At 45.3% G+C, this 21,357-nt stretch carries 12 protein-coding genes; 6 read left to right on the top strand and 6 right to left on the bottom strand.

Going from position 1 to position 21,357, the window contains the following annotated elements; all coding sequences use genetic code 11:
• Window positions 1–195: 195 nt before the first annotated feature.
• From HXY43_RS14975 to HXY43_RS14965, 3 genes are all read right to left on the bottom strand, one after another.
• On the bottom strand, window positions 196–3,381 hold the full coding sequence (locus tag HXY43_RS14975; RefSeq protein WP_290884138.1) for an efflux RND transporter permease subunit: 3,186 nt from the start codon (window positions 3,379–3,381) through the stop codon (window positions 196–198).
• 125 nt (window positions 3,382–3,506) lie between these two features.
• Complete coding sequence (locus HXY43_RS14970; RefSeq protein ID WP_290884136.1) at window positions 3,507–4,856, bottom strand: efflux RND transporter periplasmic adaptor subunit; 1,350 nt, start codon at window positions 4,854–4,856, stop codon at window positions 3,507–3,509.
• A gap of 789 nt (window positions 4,857–5,645) precedes the next feature.
• Complete coding sequence (locus tag HXY43_RS14965) at window positions 5,646–5,783, bottom strand: hypothetical protein (RefSeq protein ID WP_290884134.1); 138 nt, start codon at window positions 5,781–5,783, stop codon at window positions 5,646–5,648.
• A 356-nt stretch (window positions 5,784–6,139) separates the two neighbouring features.
• Between HXY43_RS14965 and HXY43_RS14960 the strand changes: the two genes are divergently transcribed.
• A complete protein-coding gene (locus HXY43_RS14960; RefSeq protein ID WP_290884132.1) occupies window positions 6,140–7,003 on the top strand; it encodes a hypothetical protein in 864 nt (287 codons plus the stop codon).
• 83 nt (window positions 7,004–7,086) lie between these two features.
• Here the strand turns inward: HXY43_RS14960 and HXY43_RS14955 are convergent, their stop codons facing one another.
• The gene (locus tag HXY43_RS14955) at window positions 7,087–7,218 is read right to left on the bottom strand and encodes a hypothetical protein (RefSeq protein ID WP_290884130.1); all 132 of its coding nucleotides are present in this window, start codon (window positions 7,216–7,218) and stop codon (window positions 7,087–7,089) included.
• Window positions 7,219–7,948: 730 nt separating this feature from the next.
• On the opposite strand from HXY43_RS14955, the gene HXY43_RS14950 reads away from it, so the two are divergent.
• The 5 genes from HXY43_RS14950 (at window position 7,949) to HXY43_RS14930 (ending at window position 18,014) form a co-directional block, all read left to right on the top strand.
• The gene (locus HXY43_RS14950; protein ID WP_290884147.1) at window positions 7,949–8,854 is read left to right on the top strand and encodes an alpha/beta hydrolase; all 906 of its coding nucleotides are present in this window, start codon (window positions 7,949–7,951) and stop codon (window positions 8,852–8,854) included.
• A gap of 562 nt (window positions 8,855–9,416) precedes the next feature.
• Window positions 9,417–11,720 (top strand): long-chain fatty acid--CoA ligase, encoded by a 2,304-nt coding sequence (locus HXY43_RS14945; protein WP_290884128.1) that lies wholly within the window; start codon window positions 9,417–9,419, stop codon window positions 11,718–11,720.
• Between the two features lie 111 nt (window positions 11,721–11,831).
• On the top strand, window positions 11,832–14,156 hold the full coding sequence (locus HXY43_RS14940; protein WP_290884126.1) for a 3-hydroxyacyl-CoA dehydrogenase/enoyl-CoA hydratase family protein: 2,325 nt from the start codon (window positions 11,832–11,834) through the stop codon (window positions 14,154–14,156).
• Between the two features lie 100 nt (window positions 14,157–14,256).
• Window positions 14,257–15,438, top strand: coding sequence for an acetyl-CoA C-acyltransferase (locus HXY43_RS14935; protein ID WP_290884124.1), 1,182 nt, complete (start codon window positions 14,257–14,259; stop codon window positions 15,436–15,438).
• 116 nt (window positions 15,439–15,554) lie between these two features.
• On the top strand, window positions 15,555–18,014 hold the full coding sequence (locus HXY43_RS14930; protein ID WP_290884121.1) for an acyl-CoA dehydrogenase: 2,460 nt from the start codon (window positions 15,555–15,557) through the stop codon (window positions 18,012–18,014).
• A gap of 259 nt (window positions 18,015–18,273) precedes the next feature.
• On the opposite strand, the gene HXY43_RS14925 is transcribed toward HXY43_RS14930, so the two are convergent.
• Both HXY43_RS14925 and murJ read right to left on the bottom strand, forming a co-directional pair.
• A complete protein-coding gene (locus HXY43_RS14925; RefSeq protein ID WP_290884119.1) occupies window positions 18,274–18,816 on the bottom strand; it encodes a DUF6174 domain-containing protein in 543 nt (180 codons plus the stop codon).
• Window positions 18,817–19,584: 768 nt separating this feature from the next.
• The gene (gene murJ, locus HXY43_RS14920; RefSeq protein ID WP_290884117.1) at window positions 19,585–21,201 is read right to left on the bottom strand and encodes a murein biosynthesis integral membrane protein MurJ; all 1,617 of its coding nucleotides are present in this window, start codon (window positions 21,199–21,201) and stop codon (window positions 19,585–19,587) included.
• Between the last annotated feature and the right edge of the window lie 156 nt (window positions 21,202–21,357).

The raw sequence follows: 21,357 nt of genomic DNA, 5'->3' as shown, positions 1-21,357 counted from the left end.
GGGATTACCTGTCGAGGATGTTAAGAAATTGATGCAAAATCAAACAGAGAAGAGTGTGGGAAAGGGGAATAGGGGATTGGGGATTGGGGATTGGGGATTGGGAATAGGTGAAAATTATGAATGATGAATACTGAATGCTAAAAATTTCATAATTCATAATTCATAATTCATAATTTTTATGCCCCTTTCCCCCATTCAAATTGTCACTTTGCTATTGCTATCGATATTTACTGGCACTTTCTGGCTACGCTTTGATGAGCCGCCACCGGATATATCGCGTAATAATCCCATCAGCGCAGGTACTACCGTTGGCGTCAAGATAGTGGAAAATGCCAAACCACCTGTGAGTACAATGCCTAAACCTTGGTAAAGTTCAGAACCTTGTCCGGGTAGGACTGCCAAGGGCAGCATCCCCAGCACGCTAGTACCGGCTGACATGAAAATAGCACGCAGACGATCATTCGTGGCATTATACAATGATGCATCAAAATCTTCGCCTGCTTCCTGGAGTTGTAAGGCGCGGTCAACAAGTAGAATCGCGTTATTGACGACTACACCCGTAAGAATCACGAACCCTAATGCCGTAATCATATCCAAAGGCACATTCATACCTGGAATGCGATTGGCAATCACCAAACTTAAGAGGGCACCGCTCATTCCCATCGGTAATGTTGCCATAATTACCAGTGGGTAGAGGAATGATTTGTAAAGTGCAACCAGCAGCAAGTAAGTAATTAACACCGACAGTACAAAGGCTGTAGCTAATTGCGAGACTGTGGTTGCCAATTGATCTGCCGATCCAGCCAATTCCAAGCGATAGCCCCCAGGCAGGCTAGTACGCAGAGGAGCAAGAATTTCATTTTCGGTACGTTCTACTAAGGTTCCTAAAGGTGCATCTGGTGCGAGAGATGCAGTGAGGGTGATTGACCGCTCTAAGTTGACATGATTAATCACATCTGCTCCAGTAGTTTCACGTACTTCTGCCACGTCTTGTAGTTGTACTTGCCTTTCCCGCGCATATAATGGCAGTTGACGCAATTGTGCGGGCGTTTCCACAAAGGTATTTTTTAATTCCACTGAAACATCGAGTTCCTCTTTGCCATCGATGTAATCGGAGGCAAGACGACCACCTAGCGCCGCTTCCACCATTGCGCCTATTTCTGCTTCTGAAAGTCCGACTTCCGCGAGGCGTTCCCGGTTGGGAATAACTTGTAGTTCTCCTGCTCCCATGACGAAGTTGGAGCGAAGATTACGCACCCCAGGCAAGGCACGTATTTTGTTAGAGATTTCCTTCTCTAACTTGCCCAACTCATCCAAATTTGCCCCAACGATATCAACCTCAAACTCCTTACCCGGATCGCGGAAGATGGAGAGGCGGGTAGGAACCATAAACCGATAGCCAGCAAAATCATTGATCTTAGCACGCATCTTGTCCACCATATTGGCAAGTCCTTTGGTGGTAGCAAATTCTGGTTTGAGAATTGTAGCAACGCCGCGAATTGCCCCCGGACGGTCAACATACATAATCCGCTCAACTTCGGGCTGCGATCGCAAAAAAGCTTGGAGTGGTTCTGACTGGCGTATTGCTTCGGGGATGCTGGTTCCGGGTAAGGGTTCTGCTCGCCACAGCACGATATTGCGGTTGCCTTCTGGTAGGTAGTCAGCAGGAGGGAGTAGGAAAATACTGATAACAAGCAAGACAACAGGTATCGAAAGAACCAATAGCCTGCGCCCGACTCGCTTGCGTCCCAGCGACCAACTCACGGTAGCAGCGAGGAAATTTTCCAATTTACCTTGAAAGTACCGGAATGTAGCAGAAGACCTCGCCACTGCACGTTCTAACCAGTTGCCACCCCGATAATCCCCACCTTGTAACATTTGCATCGCTTCCGATTGCTTCAGGAAAAGCCCAGATAGCATCGGTACTAGGGTCAATGCTGCAAATAGGGAAAATAGCGAGGAGGCAGAAAGAGCGATCGCCATATCTGCATATAACTGTCCTGCTTCCCCTGTCACCATAATTAGGGGCACAAACACGACTACGTTCGTTAGCGTCGAACCCAACATCGCCCCCCACACTTCCTGAGTACCCTCAATCGCAGCATGTAAGGGGCTTTTTCCCTGTTGCAGATGGGTGAAAACGTTTTCAATCACCACAATAGCGTTATCTACCACCATCCCCACTGCAAACGCCAACCCCGCCAAACTGATAATATTTAATGTTCTGCCAAACGCCGCCATGACGATAAACACCATAACAAGCGTTGTGGGAATCGTCAGCGCCACAACTGCCACAGTCCGCATCGAACCCAGGAACAGGATCAAGACAATCGTTGCCAATAGTGCCCCACTGACTAAATTTCCTTGCACAAACGATACTGACTGGTTAATGTATTCACTCTCGTCATAGTTGTAAACAAAGCGAATACCCTCATTGCGTTTGTCGAACTCGGCTTGCAATTCAGCAATTGCCGATCGTACACCCTTCGCTACTTCCGGCACATTCGCCCCAATTTGACGAATCACACCCACAGCAACCGCAGGTGTACCATTAAACATCAGGGCGCTGTCCTGTGGTTTGCGACCCATTGCCACTTCTGCCACATCTCGCAAATATACAGTACCAGCCTCATCCCTTCTGAGAACAAATCCTTCGATTTGCTGAATGTCTTGCGATCGGCTTACCGTCCGGACTCGATATTCCCGTCGTCCCAATACCAAGGGGCCACCCCGGATATCACGGTTATTTTCCCGCAAAACTCGCACAACATCACTGATAGTAAGATTACGGTCAGAAAGTGCTTTCGGGTCAACCCTTACTTCAACTTCTCGTTCTTGTCCACCCACAATCAGAAATTGTCCCACACCTTCCACCCGCCGCAAACGCGGTACTACAACCTCTTCCGCCAAATCCCGGTAACGATTGGGGTCAGCTTGGAAGCCTTCTCTGGTGGCAAAGGGAATCCACATCATCGGCGAACTATTACCACCCACCAGTTCTACATCTGACTCTTGAGCTTCCTCTGGTAAACTTGGTACTTGTTGCAAGCGGTTGATGACATCCAGCAGGCGGTCTTCTAAATTTGCATCATCAGCAAACTCCAAAGTAATATTGCTACGCCCACTCCGTGAAGTACTGGTGATTTCCTCCACGCCCAGCACTTCTTCCATTTGCTCTTCAATCGGCCGGGTAATCAAATCTTCTACTTCCGTCGGCCCCGCACCAGGGTAAGGAGTCGCGATCGAAATTTCCGGTCTGTCGCCTCCTGGTTGCAATTCCAAAGGCATTCTTAAAAGCGAGAAAACGCCCAATAGAGCCAGCAAGCAGAATAACACAAATGTACCATGCCGCCAGCGAACAGCAGTTGGGATGAAATTCATAATAATTTATTAGATTTTGGATTTTAGATTTTTCAACGAACCGCACAGACACAGAGGAACAAACAAAACTCTGCGCCCCTCTGCGTTTACCTCCGCGAGCCTCTGCGTTTTAATCATTAGAATGTTTATTTCTCCAAAACCTTCACTGACACACCATCAGATAAACCATCACCACCCCGCAAAACAATCCGTTGACCCGCCTGCAACTCTGGGTGATAAATTGCTACCTTTTCACCCATGTCAGCCACCATTTCCACTTCCAACTGTTTAGCTTTACCACCAGCAACAGTAAAGACCAGCCATTGATTTTGTTGGCGCGTCAGGGCATCACGGGAGACAACAAAGCTGGGTTGATTGGATGGCATGATTAGATTACCGGCGATCGCCATTCCCGGTAACAATCCTTGAGGCGGTTTATTTAGCTGCACTCGCACTCGTTGCCGTCTGGATGCAGCATCCGCGGCTGGAACTACCGCTGTAATTTTTGTGCGTCCTTTCCATTGTGGCAATGCCCGTGCAGTTAGCTCTATTGGCATTCCTGGAGTGACTTTACCGCTAAGTTCCTCTGGTAGCTCTAAGAAAATATCCAGAGCATTACCTGATACTAATGTCACAATTTGATCGGAATTTTCGACAAGATCGCCGCGACTGACATGGCGTGTTTGCACAACTCCAGAGTCCGAAGAAATAATTCGGGTGCGCTGCTGTGCTAGTTTTGCCTGATTTAAAGATGCTTCTGCTGCCGCAACGTTTGCTTTTTGGGCAGCAATTTCTTCTTGGATTGGGCCTGCTTTCGCCTCTGCCAAGGCCGCTTGGGCTGCTAGCTGTTGTCCTCGGGCTTCATCTACAGCACTTGTTGCCTCTACTAGTATCCTTTGGGACAATGCACCCTGTTTCACCAAATCTGTGGTGCGTCTGAGGTTATCGAGTGCTTCTTGCTCTCGCGCTTTCGCAGACTTAAGGGCAGCTTGCCGTTGAGCAATAATTTCGGGACGAGTTCCCACCTCTAGGCGGGCAAGGTTACTACGTTGCTGTGCTAATTCTGCTCGTGTCCGTGATATTGCCAACTGCTGATCGGAATCATCTAAAATAGCGATCGCCATTCCTCTTTGAACGCGATCGCCTGGTCTAACTAAAATTTCTTTAACTATACCTCCAGTCTGGGCACGAATCGTTGATTGCTGACTTGCTTCAACCTGTCCCAGTAGTGATACGCTGGTTGTGGCATTGCCCCTTGTCAAGCTAACGGTTTCCACGGGACGAGGTGGCGGCGCTGCTGGCTGTTGTTGAGCCACAGCTGGTTTAGGTGTTCCACTGGGAGAAAGCATCCGCCACAAGACAATGCCGTTAACTGTCAGGGATAATGCTAGTAACAGCCACAACCAAGGTTTCCTGTTTTCAGGCTTCAACTCAGGCACATCAGGGCTATCTGAATGCGTATCAGAGTGTGAGACTTTAGCTTCAGAAGTATTCATGGCTTATCAGTGTGCTTAATTTATTAGCGAGAACTCAACATTTAGTTGTTAGTTGTTAGTTGTTAGTGGTTTGTATTTACCAACCAACAACCAACAAGCAACAAACAACGACCAACAAATAATTTCCTAAGCAAAGGTCACACCTACCGGGAAACCTTCACCGTCAATTGTTAACTACTATGTAGTAATATTTCGTAATTTTGAGTTTAGTACGTAAATATGACACAAAAATGTCAATTGCAGAATAAAACTAGATTCGCTTTGGTTGTAGCGATCATTGGCGTTGCTGAATAAAGATATAAATTGTCATTAGGCCAAATCCTTGACCAGACGTAGGATTGCTACGTCTCTACACACCCGTGAATTGTAAATTCATCCGCATGATTCAGCAACGCCTTGCAAAGCATATTGCAAGTATAAGCAAAGCGCGATCCAATGCGTTTTGTTGTGCTAGAGTTTATCGGATGTATTTTGCGATCGCTAGTCTGAACAGTATAGGACTATAACCCTGAAGAAACAAAAAGGGAAATGCGCTGAATGTAGATTACATTTCTATCCCGATGACCTTATTGAAATCCATCATAAAAATGGAAATCACCGAGATCATCGGCTAGAAAACTTAGTTGCTGTTCACCTACATTGTCACGACCAGATACATGGTGGCAAAGGTAACCTTTCAACTCAACGAACGTACCAATGACAATGGTTAACTTGGAGAGGAGCCGTGTGATGTGAAAGCATCAAGCACGGTTTTGAAGCCGAGCATCAGGGGTGACTCTCATGCTTAGGTTAACGGATTTTCTTTTTACTTTTTACTTTTATCTTTTTACTTTTTAAATTTACTGGTATCGATGCGATCGCAAACAGTACAAGAGGTACTGTACCAACTAAACCAACAATTGCATAAAACCGGGATGAAAATTTCATAAGTAGAAATTTTGATACAGAATCGTCAAAAAGTTACTTCCAGCATTTAGCTGATTCTGCAACATATATATTGACGTGTCTACAAGCATTGTAAGAATTCTTCGTATCTGCAAGCAAGTTATTCTTGCAACTTAATTTTACTCCTGTATTTCTAAATTAAATGCTAAAAACTGCGATCGCATATATTCATCTCAAAAACATCATGTTTCTAAAACAGAAGTGCGATCGCTTATTCTTAACTGTTGAAGAGACTACGCAGTTTGACCTTTAAAAGATATTGATTACATATTTTATGTTGTAATGTTGTGTTACTTTGTATTTGATACCATAATGTGAGCAAGATGCTGGCTTTGTTTATGGCTCAAACGCAAGTTAACCAAATATCATCGGGATACCGATCGCAAGGAGCTGATACAAACATTGAGGCTGATATTTATCTATTTACTCGCCTGCGACAACTTTCACCCAAACAGCGTTTAGAAATGTTCGCTGCTCATGAGCGTGGAGTGAAGAAACTTTGCCTTGCAGGAATTAAATCCCGGCATCGTGGAGCGCCTTTGGAAGAGATTCGTCGTGTGTTTACCCGCGCTGTACTTGCAGAGAAATTTAGGGTTGATTTTCACCCCAAAGGTGTTGATGAAAATATGTGGATTCAAGATTCGATCTCGCTTGCAGTCGAGCTACACCAACTTTTTGAATCAATTAATATTCCCTACTACGTAAGTGGTGGTGTTGCTGCTTCACTGCACGGTGAACCTCGTTCGACTCGTGATTTAGATTTGGTGATTGAGGTTCAACCCGACCAAATCGATTTGTTGGTGGCGACACTTGAAGCAGCAGGATATTATTGTCCAGCAGGTGCAGTTGAAGGTTTAAAGCAGGCACGTGAGCGGATGCTCAACATTACGCACACCGAAACTATTGCTAATGCCGACCTGTATATTACTGATGTTTCACCATTTGCAACGTCGCAGATGGCACGTAGGAAGTTAATCGATTTAGAAGGGATACCTGCGTTTTGGGTTGCTTCCCCAGAAGATACGATTTTACAGAAGTTGCAGTGGGGTAGAGGGAGTCAATCTGAAAAACAGTGGCGCGATGTGTTGGGGATACTCAAATTGCAAGCACAGAGCTTGGACTATGCATATTTGGCAGAATGGGCAGAACGGTTAGATTTAGTTGATGCTTTGAGCCAGGCATTTACTCAAGCCGGTGTGTAATGTCTAACTTGGGAGAAAAAATGCGATCGCTCATTTTTACTCTGACTTCATTTTGTGCGATCGTACTGCTGTAACACCCACCATTAGAACTTGTTACCCCCGGCGTAACTCGGCTGGTTGCTTGTAGTAACGGCGATCGCTGCCAAAGCTAAAGCCGAAGTCACAGAAGCTGTTGGGCGTTGCTGAATTTGGTCATGAATTATGTGTGCATACATTTTTGTAGTTCGATGCCAAATCATTGTAGAGACGTAGCAATGCTACGTCTGGTCATACCCGTGAATTGTAAATTCATATCTTGATTCAGCAACGCCAGCTGTTGCTACTCTTGGTAAGATTTGACCGAATAACCTCAGCTGCATATATAAGCACTAATGATTAAAAGGACATTAATGTAAACTTGGCAATAATAAAGCAAGTTACAACTCGAAATTGCCAGATTTCGGATTTATGCTCAGGTATATCAGTTAAAATCTGGTTTTTAGATAAAGAAATTATAAATTTATAGTGTTGCTTACAGATGAGAACAGGGTGTTATCACTAGAAGGTGCAACAGAAAGTGCGATCGCCCCATCCTTCTCTTCTATATTGGAAAATAAGACAGAAGGCAGAGGGCAGAAGGAAAAGAGTATAATATATACTAAATGAACTGGATGCACAACAACTTCTGGAAATAAACCCTAATACTTATAGCTTCGTAAATTTAGTATCCAAGGTCTCAGGACGCTATTTACTGATACCAAGGTTGTTTATTTGTCCTAATTAAAACCTATAGTGAAGGCAAATGCGCCAAACCACAGATGAGGAGTGCAAAAGTCTTGTTTGCTATGGGCAATTAGCTGAGCTTGGCATCAGATAGTAGATTTTTGATCGGAGCTTATTCAGTTATAAATCTCCAATTGCGGACTGAGACCATAGGCATAAAAAACGCACTTGGAGAGAATAATGATGACGCACATTGAAGGAACTTTCAAAGGGGCAGGAGGTATAAATCTCTACTATCAAAGCTGGCAACCGCAGGGGGAGGTACGGGCAATTATCGCTATAGTACACGGGTTAGGAGCGCATAGCGGCTTATTCATTAATGCTGTGCAACACTTAACTCCTCTTGGCTATGCCATTTATGCCTTTGACCTGCGGGGGCATGGACGTTCACCCGGACAACGGGGGCATATCAATGCTTGGACTGAATTCCGAGAAGACTTACATACCTTTTTGACGCGAATTCAAGAACGAACAACTAATTGTGCTTGCTTTGTGTGGGGACACAGCCTGGGAGCAGTGATCGCCCTAGACTATGCCTTGCACTTTCCAGAAAGCTTGCAGGGAATCATCTTAACGGCACCAGCGATCGGAAAGGTCAATGTGCCAGCGCTCAAAGTTGCCTTAGGGCTAATGCTCTCACGAGTCTGGCCGAACTTCAGCTTAAGGGTAGGCATTAGGCGAGGTGTGAGTTCACGTGACCCCAAAGTCATCGCTACCCATGCCCAAGATCCATTACGGCACGAATACGGTAGCGCCCGACTGGCCACAGAGTTTTTTGCAGCACAAAAGTGGGTCGAAAGCCATGCATCTGATTTGCGAGTTCCTTTGTTGATTTTGCATGGAAGTGCAGACTTGGTATCGTCTCCAGAGGGTAGTTTGGCTTTTTTCCAACAGGTGACTTTTCCTGATAAAGAACATTACGTTTATCCAGGCGACTATCACGACCTCCACTTGGACATCAATTATCAAGATGTATTCGCGGACCTAGGAAATTGGCTGGAACGACACTTAGATGGAGAAATTAACTATCAGTCCGTAGTTTGTCAAATAAAATCTCCCTCTTTACATTCTGAAATGATGAATCTCTAGCTGCGTTTTTTGCAAAAAAGATACAAAAGTGGATTTTGATCCCCATATGGTCTACATTAATAATATGTCCTTTGTATATGGTTAAAAGACATTTAGGTGTGACAGAACCGAAGTCTTAAAAAAAACTAATTCTGTTATGAATAGATACCAAATTGAAAGGAGTTATTGGGCGAAAACTAGGGTTTAGGTATCAGAAGTTGTTATCCAGAATAAATACCTAATTAAATAGGTTGGCATAAATAAAAATATTGATGGTGAGGAATGTTAGTAGTTGGTAGTTGGTAGTTAGTGGTCAATTACTAACTACCATCTATTAACACCAACCTAAATGAGGTCTGTTTTACAGCCAGTTACTTATTGTTTTTGAATTGAAGTAAACAAAATTGGATAAATATTTATCCATCAAATATAAATAGCCTTGTGCCTAATAGGAAATTATTTGTTGGTCTTTGGTTGTTGAGTATTGTTTGGTAAATATGAAAAACAAACAACAAACAACAAACAACAAACAACAAACAACTAATAACTAAGATGAAAGAGTTTCAAGCTCTTTTTGGGCAAAATGTTGTGGTCAGATCAGATATATAAAGCTCCTGCCAACTCCGGGGAAGTTTTGCTAGGGCGTACTTTACCTTCATTATTGGATGAGGCGTGTTCTCGCTATCCCAACTCTAACGCCTTGAACCAATGGACGGAAACAGGCTGGCAATCTCTATCTCATCAAGAATTTCAAAGTGCGATCGAAGAGGTAGCGCTGGGTCTGTTGGATTTTGATTTAGAAAAGGGCGATCGCATTGCTTTATTAATGCACAACGATGTCAACTTCTGTATAGCTGACATGGGTTGCCTGTTAGCCGGCCTGGTTGATGTGCCAATCGACCTGACTCAGACCCTTGAACACATAATTTTTATTTTGCGGCACACAGAAGCAAAGGTACTGATTATTTCTAATCTAGACTTGCTTTATCAAGTTGCGTCTTATTTATGGGACACGCCCAAACTGAAGGTAGTGATAATTGCCGATGTTCCTGCTGATTGGCAGCAGATACATTCGCAAATCTTAACCTGTCAATTAAGTAGTTATCGGGAGGACAAGACCCAGGAAAGTTCTCTAGAGACGGAATGTCTGTGTATTCCCAAGTTCCTCTCGCAAGCTAATTTAGAGCGACCATGCCCAGAATTTCCCCAATGTATTCAAGTGTTTTCGCTCTCAGAAGTTCGTGCTAGAGGACGAACTTTGATTTCTGAAGGCAAGCAACAGCAACTGCGCTCAATAGTGACAGCAAATGACCTAGCCACTATTATTTATATCCCCGGAGCTAAGGGAGAGCCTCTGGGAGTGATGCTGACTCATGAAAATCTTTCTGCCAATGCGCTGGCGATTTTTACAGGCATTCCCAATCTAGAATTCGGTGCTAAGGAGGTAATACTTTCATTTCTGCCACTGACGCATGTTTTTGCTCGTGTTCTGCTGTATGGTCATATCAACTATGGGCATAGCATTTACCTCACCACTCCTAACCGAGTCATCAGGCATCTCAAAGAAGTGCAACCGACGATATTCGCCACGGTGCCACTTTTGCTAGAAAAAATTTACAACAGAATTCTGGAAGAGGGGAGCAAACGGACAAAGCTGACAACAGTCAGGGACATCAAGAATAACGTGCTGTCACGTATCCGCGCTTTTGCAGTGCAAACGATACGCAGGACAGAACAACCAAAAACGCAAAGATTTCGTTTATCTTCCTTGCGTTTGGGTGCTCACCTATCTCCGTTGCAGTGGAAGTTCCCGCCTCTGCGAATCTCTGTGTCTGCGTCTCAATTGCGTGAGATAGCATTTACTCAGCGCATCTACAATTGGGCACTGAACCTTGCCAAACAGTATGAACTAGGCAAGTCACCACAAGGGAGATATGCCCTCATGCTCAAGCTAGCCGATCGCTTGGTGTTCTGGCAATGGCGCGCGGTATTTGGAGGTCGTCTCAAATACCTAATCAGTGGGGGTGCGCCCTTGAAAGCAGAGATAGCTAACCTGTTTGGCGCAGCGGGTATCATAGTTTTGCAAGGTTACGGTTTAACTGAAACGAGTTCAGCATTTGCTTGTACTCGCGGACAATTCAACCGTGCGGGAACGGTGGGTGTGCCAATGGCTGGGGTAGAGGTGGCGATCGCAGACGATGGTGAAATTCTCACCAGAAGTCCTTATATCACTCAAGGCTACTACAAAAACCCTGAAGCTACCCAACAATTGATTGATGCAGACGGCTGGTTGCATACAGGCGACCTCGGGGAAATTACAGACGATGGTTTGCTCAAAATTACTGGTTTGAAGAAAAGCCGCTTCAAACTTTCCACAGGCAAGTACGTCACACCGGAGCCTTTAGAAAGTAAGCTAGAACAATCTCCTTTAGTGGCAAAAGCAGTTGCTGTGGGAGCAGAACGCAAATTCTGTGCCATGTTGATTTTCCCGAATCTGGATAATCTGCGTTCCTACGCTCTTAGCGCTGGTATTGATTTACCAACAGAGGCGTTGCTCAAACATCCTTGCATTATGGCCATGTATCAGGCATTAGTTGATGAAGCGAATTGTCATTTACCCCAATGGTCAACTGTGAAGCGGTTCCGGCTGATTGATGCCACCCTCACAGTTGAAAATGATACGCTGACACCGACTCAACAGGTAAGACGCGCAAAAGTAGCAGAGGTTTTTGCTGAAGAAATTGCTGCCATATATGAAGACACGGGGACACACAACAGGGGAAACGCGGAGATAGAAAATATAGATCAACAGGATATTTCCTCATTTTCCTGTCCTCCCATACCCCAGCCTTCATGTCCAGCGATCGCCCAATCTCTGAATACGTAATTTGTTGTTGGTCATTAGTCATTAGTTATAAACCACTAACCACTAACCACTAACCACTAACCACTAACCACTAACCACTAACCACTAACAAACAAGGAAGGTTTAAGAACTATGTATAGACCGTTCCGAACAGCTGCGGTTCTCGGTGCAGGAGTAATGGGAAGCCAAATAGCGGCCCACCTCGCAAATGCAGGGCTAACTGTGCATTTGCTCGACATTCCTGCAAACAGCGCTAATAAAAACGAACTGGTCGAAACAGCATTCAAAAAAGCCTTAAAGCAGTCACCGCCAATATTCTTTACAGAAAAGACTGCCCGTCGTGTGATTCTGGGCAACTTTGACGAGCATTTTCAGCGTATTGCTGATGTTGACTGGGTAATTGAAGCGGTAGTGGAAAATCTGAGAATCAAGCAGCAGTTGATGGCACGAGTGGAAAGCGTTATTCGCGATCATGCGGTGGTATCTACTAATACTAGTGGCTTGCCCATTCACTTAATTGCTCAAGGGCGTTCTGAGTCTTTCCGCAAAAGGTTTTTAGGTACTCACTTTTTCAATCCACCCCGCTATTTGAAGTTGCTGGAAGTTATCCCTACAACAGACACAGCGACAGAAATTATCAAAAGGATGCAGTGGTTCGCAAGACTACACCTAGGTAAAGGAGTAGTAGTAGCAAAGGACACACCAAACTTTATCGCCAATCGGATCGGCACTTATGCGATCATGCTTGGTTTGCGGGCGTTAACCGAGCATGGATATACGATTGAGGAAATTGACACCCTGACAGGAACGCTTGTGGGACGACCGAAGTCAGCCACATTCCGGACGGCGGATTTAGTGGGACTAGACACGCTGATGTATGTAGCAGAGAATATCTATCCAGCGATTCCCCACGATGAAAGCCGCGAGATCTTCCACGTTCCCCCACTACTTCGCAAATTAGTAGAAACTGGGTCATTAGGTGCAAAGACAGGTCAAGGATTTTACAAAAAGCAAGGCAAGGAAATTCTCTCCATCAATCCCGTCACACTGGTTTACGAGCCAGCCAAGCCTTTGCATTTAGGGGATATTGAGGCAATAGAGAAAATACCTGATTTGGGCGATCGCTTGCGAGCTCTTTATCAAGACAAAGGTCGTGCAGGCACTTTCTTCCGGGAATTCATCTTAAACTTGCTGGGGTACAGTGCCCGTCGCATTCCTGAGATTGCCGACAGTCCGATTGAGATTGACCAAGCAATGCGCTGGGGATTTGGTTGGGAACTCGGCCCGTTTGAAATTTGGGATGCCCTTGGGTTTGAGACTGTCTTGGCAGATATGAAAGCCGTCGATATTCCGGTGGCGGAGTGGGTGAAGAAAGATGGGGAGATGGGGAGATGGGGAGATGGGAGGAATGAAAGTATTCTCATGTCTCCTTCAACTCCACTAGATGAAATTAACTTGGCTACATTGAAGGCAGATCCCAAAAATACGCTGTGGCAAAATCCCGAAGCAGCGTTGTTGGATTTAGGAGATGGAGTAGCCTTGTATGAATTTCGCTCCAAAGGTAATACCCTCAGCTTAAAGGTGGTGGATGGCTTAGCAGAAGCGCTAGATATCCTCGAAACTGGGGATTTTCGGGGATTGGTGATAGGTAACAGCGGCGCGAATTTTTCTGCTGGGGCAAATCTGGCGGAAATGGCGATGCTGGCACAGTCGGGAAATATCCAAGCAATAGCCAACCTCATTGTTAAGTTTCAGTCATTAATGCAACGAATTCACTACTTCCCGAAACCAATTGTTGCCGCTATTAATGGGCGTGTGCTGGGAGGCGGTTGTGAATTAGTCATGGCTTGTCCGCAGGTCGTAGCAGCGGCGGAAACTTACATAGGACTGGTAGAACTCGGTGTGGGGTTGATTCCTGGTGCTGGCGGCCTGATGCGGATGGTAACTTGGGCAGCCGATCGAGCAGCAACAGAATCACCCCATCATATCCAACCCTTCTTGCAAAAGGCATTTGAAACCATTGGTATGGCAAAAGTTGCCAATAGTGCCTACGAAGCGCAAGAATTTGGCTACCTCGCACCCACAACCAAAATTGTGATGAATAGCGATCGCCGTTTGTATGTCGCTAAAGAAGAAGTGCTACGTTTAGAGCGAGAAGGTTACGCACCACCCCCTGAGCGCAACGCCATTATGGTGCTGGGTCGTCCAGCGCGGGCAATGCTAGAACACGCCGCGTACATCATGTATCAGGGAGGTTACATCAGCGAATACGACCGCTTCCTTGCCAGCCGCTTAGCCTATGTCATGACTGGTGGGGAACTAACCGTACCTAGCCTGGTAGATGAAAACTACTTATTGCAATTAGAACGGGAGACCTTCTTACCACTTTTGAGTCAACCAAAAACACAAGAGCGAATTGCTCACATGCTCAAGACGAAAAAGCCACTTAGGAATTAAGAGTGGGGGAGAGGGGGGACAGAGAATTGTTAACTTACCTCCCTACAACCGTGCTTCTTATCCCAGTCAACACTTCAAAACCCACATTTGGTAAATACCTATGAAAGAAGCCTATATTGTCAGCAGCGTTAGGACTGCTGTTGGTAAAGCCCCACGAGGTACACTACGTAATATGCGCCCAGATGATATGGGAGCTGTTGTCACTAAAGCAGCGATCGCACAAGTCAAAGGTCTTGAGCCAGCGCACATAGATGATGTTATCTTTGGTTGTGCCTTTCCAGAAGCAGAACAAGGATTCAATTTGGGACGGGCGATCGTACTGCGAGCAGGATTACCTGACTCTGTTGCAGGTTGCACCGTTAACCGCTTCTGTGCTTCCGGCGTTCAGACCATCGCGATGGCAAACCAGGCGATTATGGCAGGACAAGCAGAAGTCATTGTTGCGGGTGGAGCCGAATCAATGAGTTTGATTCCGATGGGAGGACATTTTTTGGCTCCTAACCCAGAAATGATGGTGGAGACTCCCAACGCCTACACTACGATGGGCATTACAGCGGAAAACGTGATGCAGAGTTACCAAATTTCCCGTGAAGAGCAAGATGTCTTTGCCCTGCGATCGCACCAAAAAGCATTAGCTGCAATTGCCCAAGGTCGGTTTGCCGAAGAAATTATACCCCTAACGGTGCGAGAAACATTATATATCGATGGCAAACCACAGACGGTAGAAAAAGTTTTCCAGGTAGATGAAGGCCCGCGTCCCGATACTAGCTTAGAAGTTTTAGCTAAGTTGCAGCCTGCGTTTCGCATGGGTGGTACAGTCACGGCGGGTAACTCATCACAAATGTCAGATGGTGCAGCGGCGACGGTGGTGATGAGCGATCGCATGGTCAAGGAACTCGGCGTACAACCTCTGGGACGAATGTTAGGGTACGCTGTGGCTGGTGTACCACCAGAAATTATGGGTATCGGCCCAACAGAAGCAGTACCCAAGGTACTGAAGCAAGTAGGACTGACTTTGGATGATATCGGGCTAATTGAACTAAACGAAGCCTTTGCCGCCCAAAGCCTTGCCGTGATTCGCAAACTTGGTCTGAATGAAGAAATTGTGAATGTAAATGGAGGTGCGATCGCCCTTGGGCATCCTTTGGGTTGCACGGGTGCGAAACTCACAGCCACGATCTTTCATGAAATGAAACGACGTGGTGTCCGCTATGGTCTGGTGACGATGTGCGTTGGTGGCGGAATGGGAGCAGCAGCGGTGTTTGAGAATTTGATGCTTTAGAAAAATAGGGCAGGCTAGAAGCCTACCCCACAAGAAAACTCTATTGATTGTGGGGTGGGCATCTTGCCCGCCCTAAAGATGTTTGTGTAAGTTTCTTACCTTTTTGGGGTAAAGCTATGATTAACCTTTTTCACCCAGCAATAGTTTCTTCCATGCTTGTTTTGCTGTTCCTATTGCTGGGTTACATCGGTGTGCCATTGTGGGCATGGTCGCTTTATTTTGCAACAGTACTGGTAGCAAGCAATGCACCGCTTTGGATTTGGATACTGTTCGGTACGGTAGCTATCGTGTTGAACATACCGTTTTTGCGGAAAACATTAATCACTTCACCGCTAATTTACGGTATAAAAAAATTCAATATCTTACCAAAAATTTCTGATACCGAACGGGCAGCGATTGAAGCGGGGACTGTTTGGGTAGATGGCGAGTTCTTTTCTGGTAAACCAAATTTCCAACGCATGAACAGCGAACCTTATCCTCAGGTTACACCAGAACTTCAGGCATTTCTGGATGGCCCAGTAGATCAAGTTTGTCGCATGGCAAGTGATTGGGAAATTTACCGACGTAAGGATTTACCACCCGAAGTGTGGGATTATCTCAAACAAGAGCGCTTCTTCGGGATGATGATTCCTAAAGAGTATGGTGGTTTGGGCTTTTCCAACTTCGCCTACAGTACCGTGATGACAAAGTTAGCGTCGCGTTCTTTCACCCATATCGCTACTGTTGGCGTCACAAATTCCTTGGGGCCGGCTAAGCTGTTGCTGCGTTATGGTACGCCGGAACAGAAAAATTATTATTTACCACGCTTAGCGAGGGGAGAAGAAATTCCCTGTTTTGCGCTAACCGAACCAACTGCCGGATCGGATGCGGCAAGTATCACATCAGAAGGGGTAGTGTTTAAGGGTGAAGATGGCAAGCTTTATCTACGTTTGAATTGGAAGAAACGTTATATTACCTTGGGTGCGATCGCCACTCTCCTCGGACTAGCTTTTAGACTGCGCGACCCGGAAAATTACTTAGGCAAAGGAGAAAATGTAGGTATTACATGTGCCCTTATTCATACTGATACACCTGGTGTAGTGTTGAACAAACGCCACGACCCGATGGGTGTACCTTTCTACAATTCTCCCACAGAAGGACATGATGTAGTCGTCTCTGCTGACCAGATTATCGGTGGTATAGAACAGGCTGGTCAGGGTTGGAAAATGCTTATGCAGACCTTGGCGGCAGGTCGAGGTATCAGCTTCCCTGCTAGCTGTACGGGGGTAGGCAAACTAGTAGCAAGAGTTACAGGCGCTCATGCTACGGTGCGGCAGCAGTTTGGTTTGCCTATTGGTCGTTTTGAGGGGATTGAGGAACCCCTGGCGCGGATTGGCGGTTTGACGTATTTAATGGAAGCAGCGCGCGTTTATACCTGCGGTGCTGTAGATAAGGGTGAACAGCCTGCGGTAATTTCTGCGATCGCCAAATACAATCTGACAGAACTCTCCCGCAAAATTATCAATGATGGTATGGATATTGTGGGAGGTGCGGGAATTTGTCGAGGCCCGAGAAACCTATTGGCAAATATTTATACAGCTACTCCTATTTCTATTACCGTTGAAGGGGCGAATATCCTCACCCGCACGATGATGATTTTTGGTCAGGGGGCGATTCGCTGTCATCCCTTTGTCTATAAAGAAATTGCCGCCCTTAATCAGTCGGATGTCAGCGCCTTTGATAGTGCTTTTTGGAATCACATCGGCTTGATGGTGCGTAATGGTTTCCGCGCGTTTCTCCTCAATATTTCCCGTGGGTATTTGGCTTTGTCTCCGGTCAAAGGAGCGATAGCTAGATACTACCGCAAACTGGAGTGGGCATCTGCAACTTTTGCCTTTCTTACCGACCTTGCTCTCTTCAGCTTTGGTGGTACGCTGAAGCGACGGGAAAAGTTGACCGGACGGTTTGCTGATATTCTGTCATGGATGTATCTGGGAACTGCTACCCTGCGTCGCTTTGAGGCGGAAGGTTGTTTACCGGAAGACTTGCCCTTTGTTCACTGGGCAATGCAATATGCCTTTACTCAAATTCAGCAAGGGTTTGAGGGTATTTTCAGTAATATGTCTATGCCATTACTTGCTTGGTGGTGGCGACTAAATCCGATTAGCATCTTGCCTAGCGATCGACTTGGTAGCGAAGTTGCCCACAGCCTCCAAACTCCAGGACAGTTACGAGACAGACTCACCGCAAATATTTATATTCCTGCTGCTGTGGATGAAGCATTAGGGCGCTTGGAACGTGCTTTCCTTTTATCATCCCAAGTTGAGCCTATTCTCAAATCTATCAAAGCTGCCAGTCGTGTCGGTAAGCTGCCACAGCAAAGACCAGAAAAGCTAGTTGCAGCAGCACTAGAAGCAGGGGTGATTAGTTCCGAAGAGGCTGAAATAATTCGCGAGGCAGAGTCTGTTCGCAATGATGCGATTCAAGTGGATGCGTTTACGTTGGAGGAGTATCAGCTAGAAGGTAAGAGATTTTTTGAACGAACCACAAGGGACAGGAAGGAAGAAATGGGCGATTTTGTAGCGGTAAGGGAGTAAGTCCTTTAGGCGCAGTAGCGTCTTCCCGTAAGGGTGGCGCTACAAACCGATAAAATCAATTCAGACAATCACCTCTTGGTCAGGAGCATCGGTTACAACGGGGATAAAAGCTGAATTTTTCCCTACATTCACAGTAATGCCGCCCTAAAGGATGCCAATGTGCATCTATGCGGAAGTCAAAATTCCTTTTTCCCAGCTTTTGACCTCTTAACTATGGTCGATTTATTTCCGTCATCTTGTACTAGATAGCACACAAAATTCACTGAATAGGACTGAACTCACGAACAGTAATATTTTGGTCAATAAAACCAACTGCCGTACACATTCTCCCTGGAAATATGTCATTCAAAGAATTGAAATATAACCAGCGCTTTTCTGGTTGTAATCTAATTTCAACTTGACGCGGATATCCAAATTGATCGTCATAAATGGCATCTACGCCCAACGGGCCATCACACGCACATCCATTGGGCCCGCATTTCTTGCCGCCTGCCTTTGATTCAATTTGGTTGAATAAGTCGGTAATAGTCTGTACGGGTATTGTTGAGCAAGTATTTTTGCGGACAGCAACCACCTTTTCATTCTTAATTTCCACCTCTTGCTGACAATTGAGGTGGAAATAGTTAATACTCAAACGGTAATGCTCTACAGCCTGCGTAACCCACTTTTGCTTTGCTGCTGCTAGTTGATTAGTAGAAGAATTCAATAACAATGCGCGATCGCCATACAGTGCAAGACCGCTAATTGCGAATAATGTTATAATAGCTAGCCATTGCAGGCGCGATTGATTGATCACAGCCATATTTAGTAACAAATTTCCAACGGAAGTCACTACATGTCAAAAACTCGGTCACAATGACCGAGCTTTTAATAATGAGCAGTGGGGCTATATTCCCCGAAGGTTAGTTATAAGAAGTTAGTTATAAATCAGTGTTCTGATAAAGACTACCAAGCTTAGGTTATCCATTTCGGAAAAATCAGAACTTTTGTTAGAACAGCTTCTGATAAGCTTTTCTTATCATTTGTATCAGTGTTTTTGTGTCAAGTCCTGTTGACTATTTGTAACAAAATTGTTAACTTTATTTACATAAGGTAACAAAACACAAAAACAAACAAAATTTTTTGATTTCGGTTTTGGTATCTCCCATTGACATTTGGATTCCTCATGGTTGCCTCGGTGTTTTTCACCGGGGTTTTTTGTTGTTGTGGAGTAGGACTCACTCACCAAAAAACCCAGTCATCAGTGGCTGGGCTTTGGTAGGGCTATATTCCCCGACGTTTAGTTATAGAAGTTACATTTGACAACTCCCCAGCCGTCATGCTGGGGATTCTTCCTTCACAGAAAAACGCCTTGTAAAAGCAGTGCTTTTACTTGGTCTTATTCTTTCTCCAGAAGCGGTAGCGAGATGCCCTCCCGCCAAAAGTCGTAAACCTTCATCTCTGTCCCCCTAAAAGGGGGAAGTTTTAAACCCAGTTTTTCGATAAGTCGCTGTTCTGATAAAGACTACAACCCCGGAGTTGGCAATTTCGGAAAAGTAGAATTTATTTTTTAGCGTAGAGCGATCGCACCTCATTTCTTCAAAAACCGCTGACGCAGACGAGTAACAAAAACATTCACTTCTGGTAATTTCATTTGAGTGGCGATCGCACCAAAAACTACCAAACCAATCAAACCAGATATAGCCAACTGCAACAGTTGAGTCAGCAAACCATCTGCACCTAACAATCTTTGACAAACTACAAGAGAACCGTAGCTGACAAAACCTCCGACTACACTAGCAACAGTCAAACCCAAAATCGGTACACTCCATTCTCGCCAGGGTAAACCATTCAGCCTGCGATCGAGCAACCATAAAAGCATCAATGTGGAACTCAAATTTACCCCTACCGTTGCTAACACCAAACCAGGAGCGCCAAAAGATTTGATGAAAATCCAATCTAAGAAGATATTGAGAAAGATATTAAACAGGCTGATGCGAAAAGGCGTATCACCATCGCCCAAAGCATAAAATACCCGTACCAAGACATCACGTCCCAAATAAACAAACATCCCCACACCGTAAGCAATCAGCAGAGAAGATACCATATCAGAGGCAGCTTGATTGAAAGCTCCGCGCTCGTATACTACACGCACAATCGGATTTGATAGAGCTATCATCAAAGCACCCAAGGGCAGCATGGTAAAAGCGGAAAGGATCAGTCCTTGGCGAATGCGTAATTTTAATTCATGCCAGTCATTGGGATCGGTAAGTCGAGAAAATATCGGTAGCAGGGGAACTAAAACGACGTTGGAAATTACCCCCAAAGGGGTTTGTACTAATAAGTTGGCATAATTTAAGCCAGAGGCAGCAGCGGGAATGAAGGAAGCGAAAATAGAATTTATCTGCCAGTTTATGTAGAGCATCCCAGAGGAAAAAGTCGCTGGGAGCATGATTTTCATGACTTCTCTGACTCCCGGCTGATTAAAATCAAATCGCAGGCGCAATGAACCCATACCAACCCGTGCTTGCGCTACTAACTGCACGAGCCATTGCAGCAACGCACCTGCTAGAGTTCCGAATGCTAATACTGCACCACCATACATGAGATTTTCTGGTGCGTATATTTTATCACCTAATTGCAGACCCAGAAAAGCCATTGCGATCACAACTGTGATACTTGATAGCAAAGGGCTAATTGAGGGTAGCCAGTACTGATTAGCCACATTGAGCGTGCCAAAACCGATACCTATTAATCCTGCGAGGACAGCCATTGGTGACATGATCTGGAGTTGTTGAGTGGCGATCGCTTTCACCAACTGCCCATCTAGACGTTTTTCTAACCCTGGTGTAGTTAAGTCAATAATATGTCCGGCAAAGATTGCCAAAAAAACGGTAACAACTAGCAGCACACCACCAACAAGGGTGGTCATCGTTTCTACCAATGGGGCTGCTTCTTCTTTCTTGCGCTTGGCTAAAACACTGACGATCGCACTGTAGAAGGGCCCGTTAATCCCACCAAGTAAAATCAGCAGAAACCCAGGAATAATGTAAGCAAAACTATAGGCATCAGCAACAGCACCAGTACCAAAAGCCGCACCAATAGCGACTTGCCGTGCTAAACCTACAACTTTACTAATAATTGTGGCAACAGCAACAATGCCAGCAATTCCAACTAGAGAACGAGAGACTTTTTGTTCTTCTGTCACAAACAGTACCTGACAACCAAGAAACGGCGCATATCTGAAAACATTTAACCGGAAATCAAGTAGTTTGTCAGGGTAAAAAGTTCATTTTAATATGTCGTTACAAACAGTTTGCGTCATCATTTGGAGCAACGGTGACAGAGAAACTTTTTTTGGCAA

This window comes from Fischerella sp., assembly GCF_013388695.1.
Classification (GTDB): Bacteria; Cyanobacteriota; Cyanobacteriia; order Cyanobacteriales; family Nostocaceae; genus PCC9605.
This window is presented reverse-complemented; position numbering and strand designations above follow the sequence as displayed.

Bases quoted from the DNA above. Each gene is read 5' to 3' on its own strand.
- HXY43_RS14925 (WP_290884119.1), bottom strand. From the start codon at position 18,816: ATGGCTGTGATCAATCAATCGCGCCTGCAATGGCTAGCTATTATAACA.
- HXY43_RS14930 (WP_290884121.1), top strand. From the start codon at position 15,555: ATGATTAACCTTTTTCACCCAGCAATAGTTTCTTCCATGCTTGTTTTG.
- HXY43_RS14955 (WP_290884130.1), bottom strand. From the start codon at position 7,218: ATGTATGCACACATAATTCATGACCAAATTCAGCAACGCCCAACAGCT.
- HXY43_RS14975 (WP_290884138.1), bottom strand. From the start codon at position 3,381: ATGAATTTCATCCCAACTGCTGTTCGCTGGCGGCATGGTACATTTGTG.
- HXY43_RS14970 (WP_290884136.1), bottom strand. From the start codon at position 4,856: ATGAATACTTCTGAAGCTAAAGTCTCACACTCTGATACGCATTCAGAT.
- HXY43_RS14950 (WP_290884147.1), top strand. From the start codon at position 7,949: ATGACGCACATTGAAGGAACTTTCAAAGGGGCAGGAGGTATAAATCTC.
- HXY43_RS14935 (WP_290884124.1), top strand. From the start codon at position 14,257: ATGAAAGAAGCCTATATTGTCAGCAGCGTTAGGACTGCTGTTGGTAAA.
- HXY43_RS14940 (WP_290884126.1), top strand. From the start codon at position 11,832: ATGTATAGACCGTTCCGAACAGCTGCGGTTCTCGGTGCAGGAGTAATG.
- HXY43_RS14960 (WP_290884132.1), top strand. From the start codon at position 6,140: ATGGCTCAAACGCAAGTTAACCAAATATCATCGGGATACCGATCGCAA.
- HXY43_RS14965 (WP_290884134.1), bottom strand. From the start codon at position 5,783: ATGAAATTTTCATCCCGGTTTTATGCAATTGTTGGTTTAGTTGGTACA.
- HXY43_RS14945 (WP_290884128.1), top strand. From the start codon at position 9,417: ATGTTGTGGTCAGATCAGATATATAAAGCTCCTGCCAACTCCGGGGAA.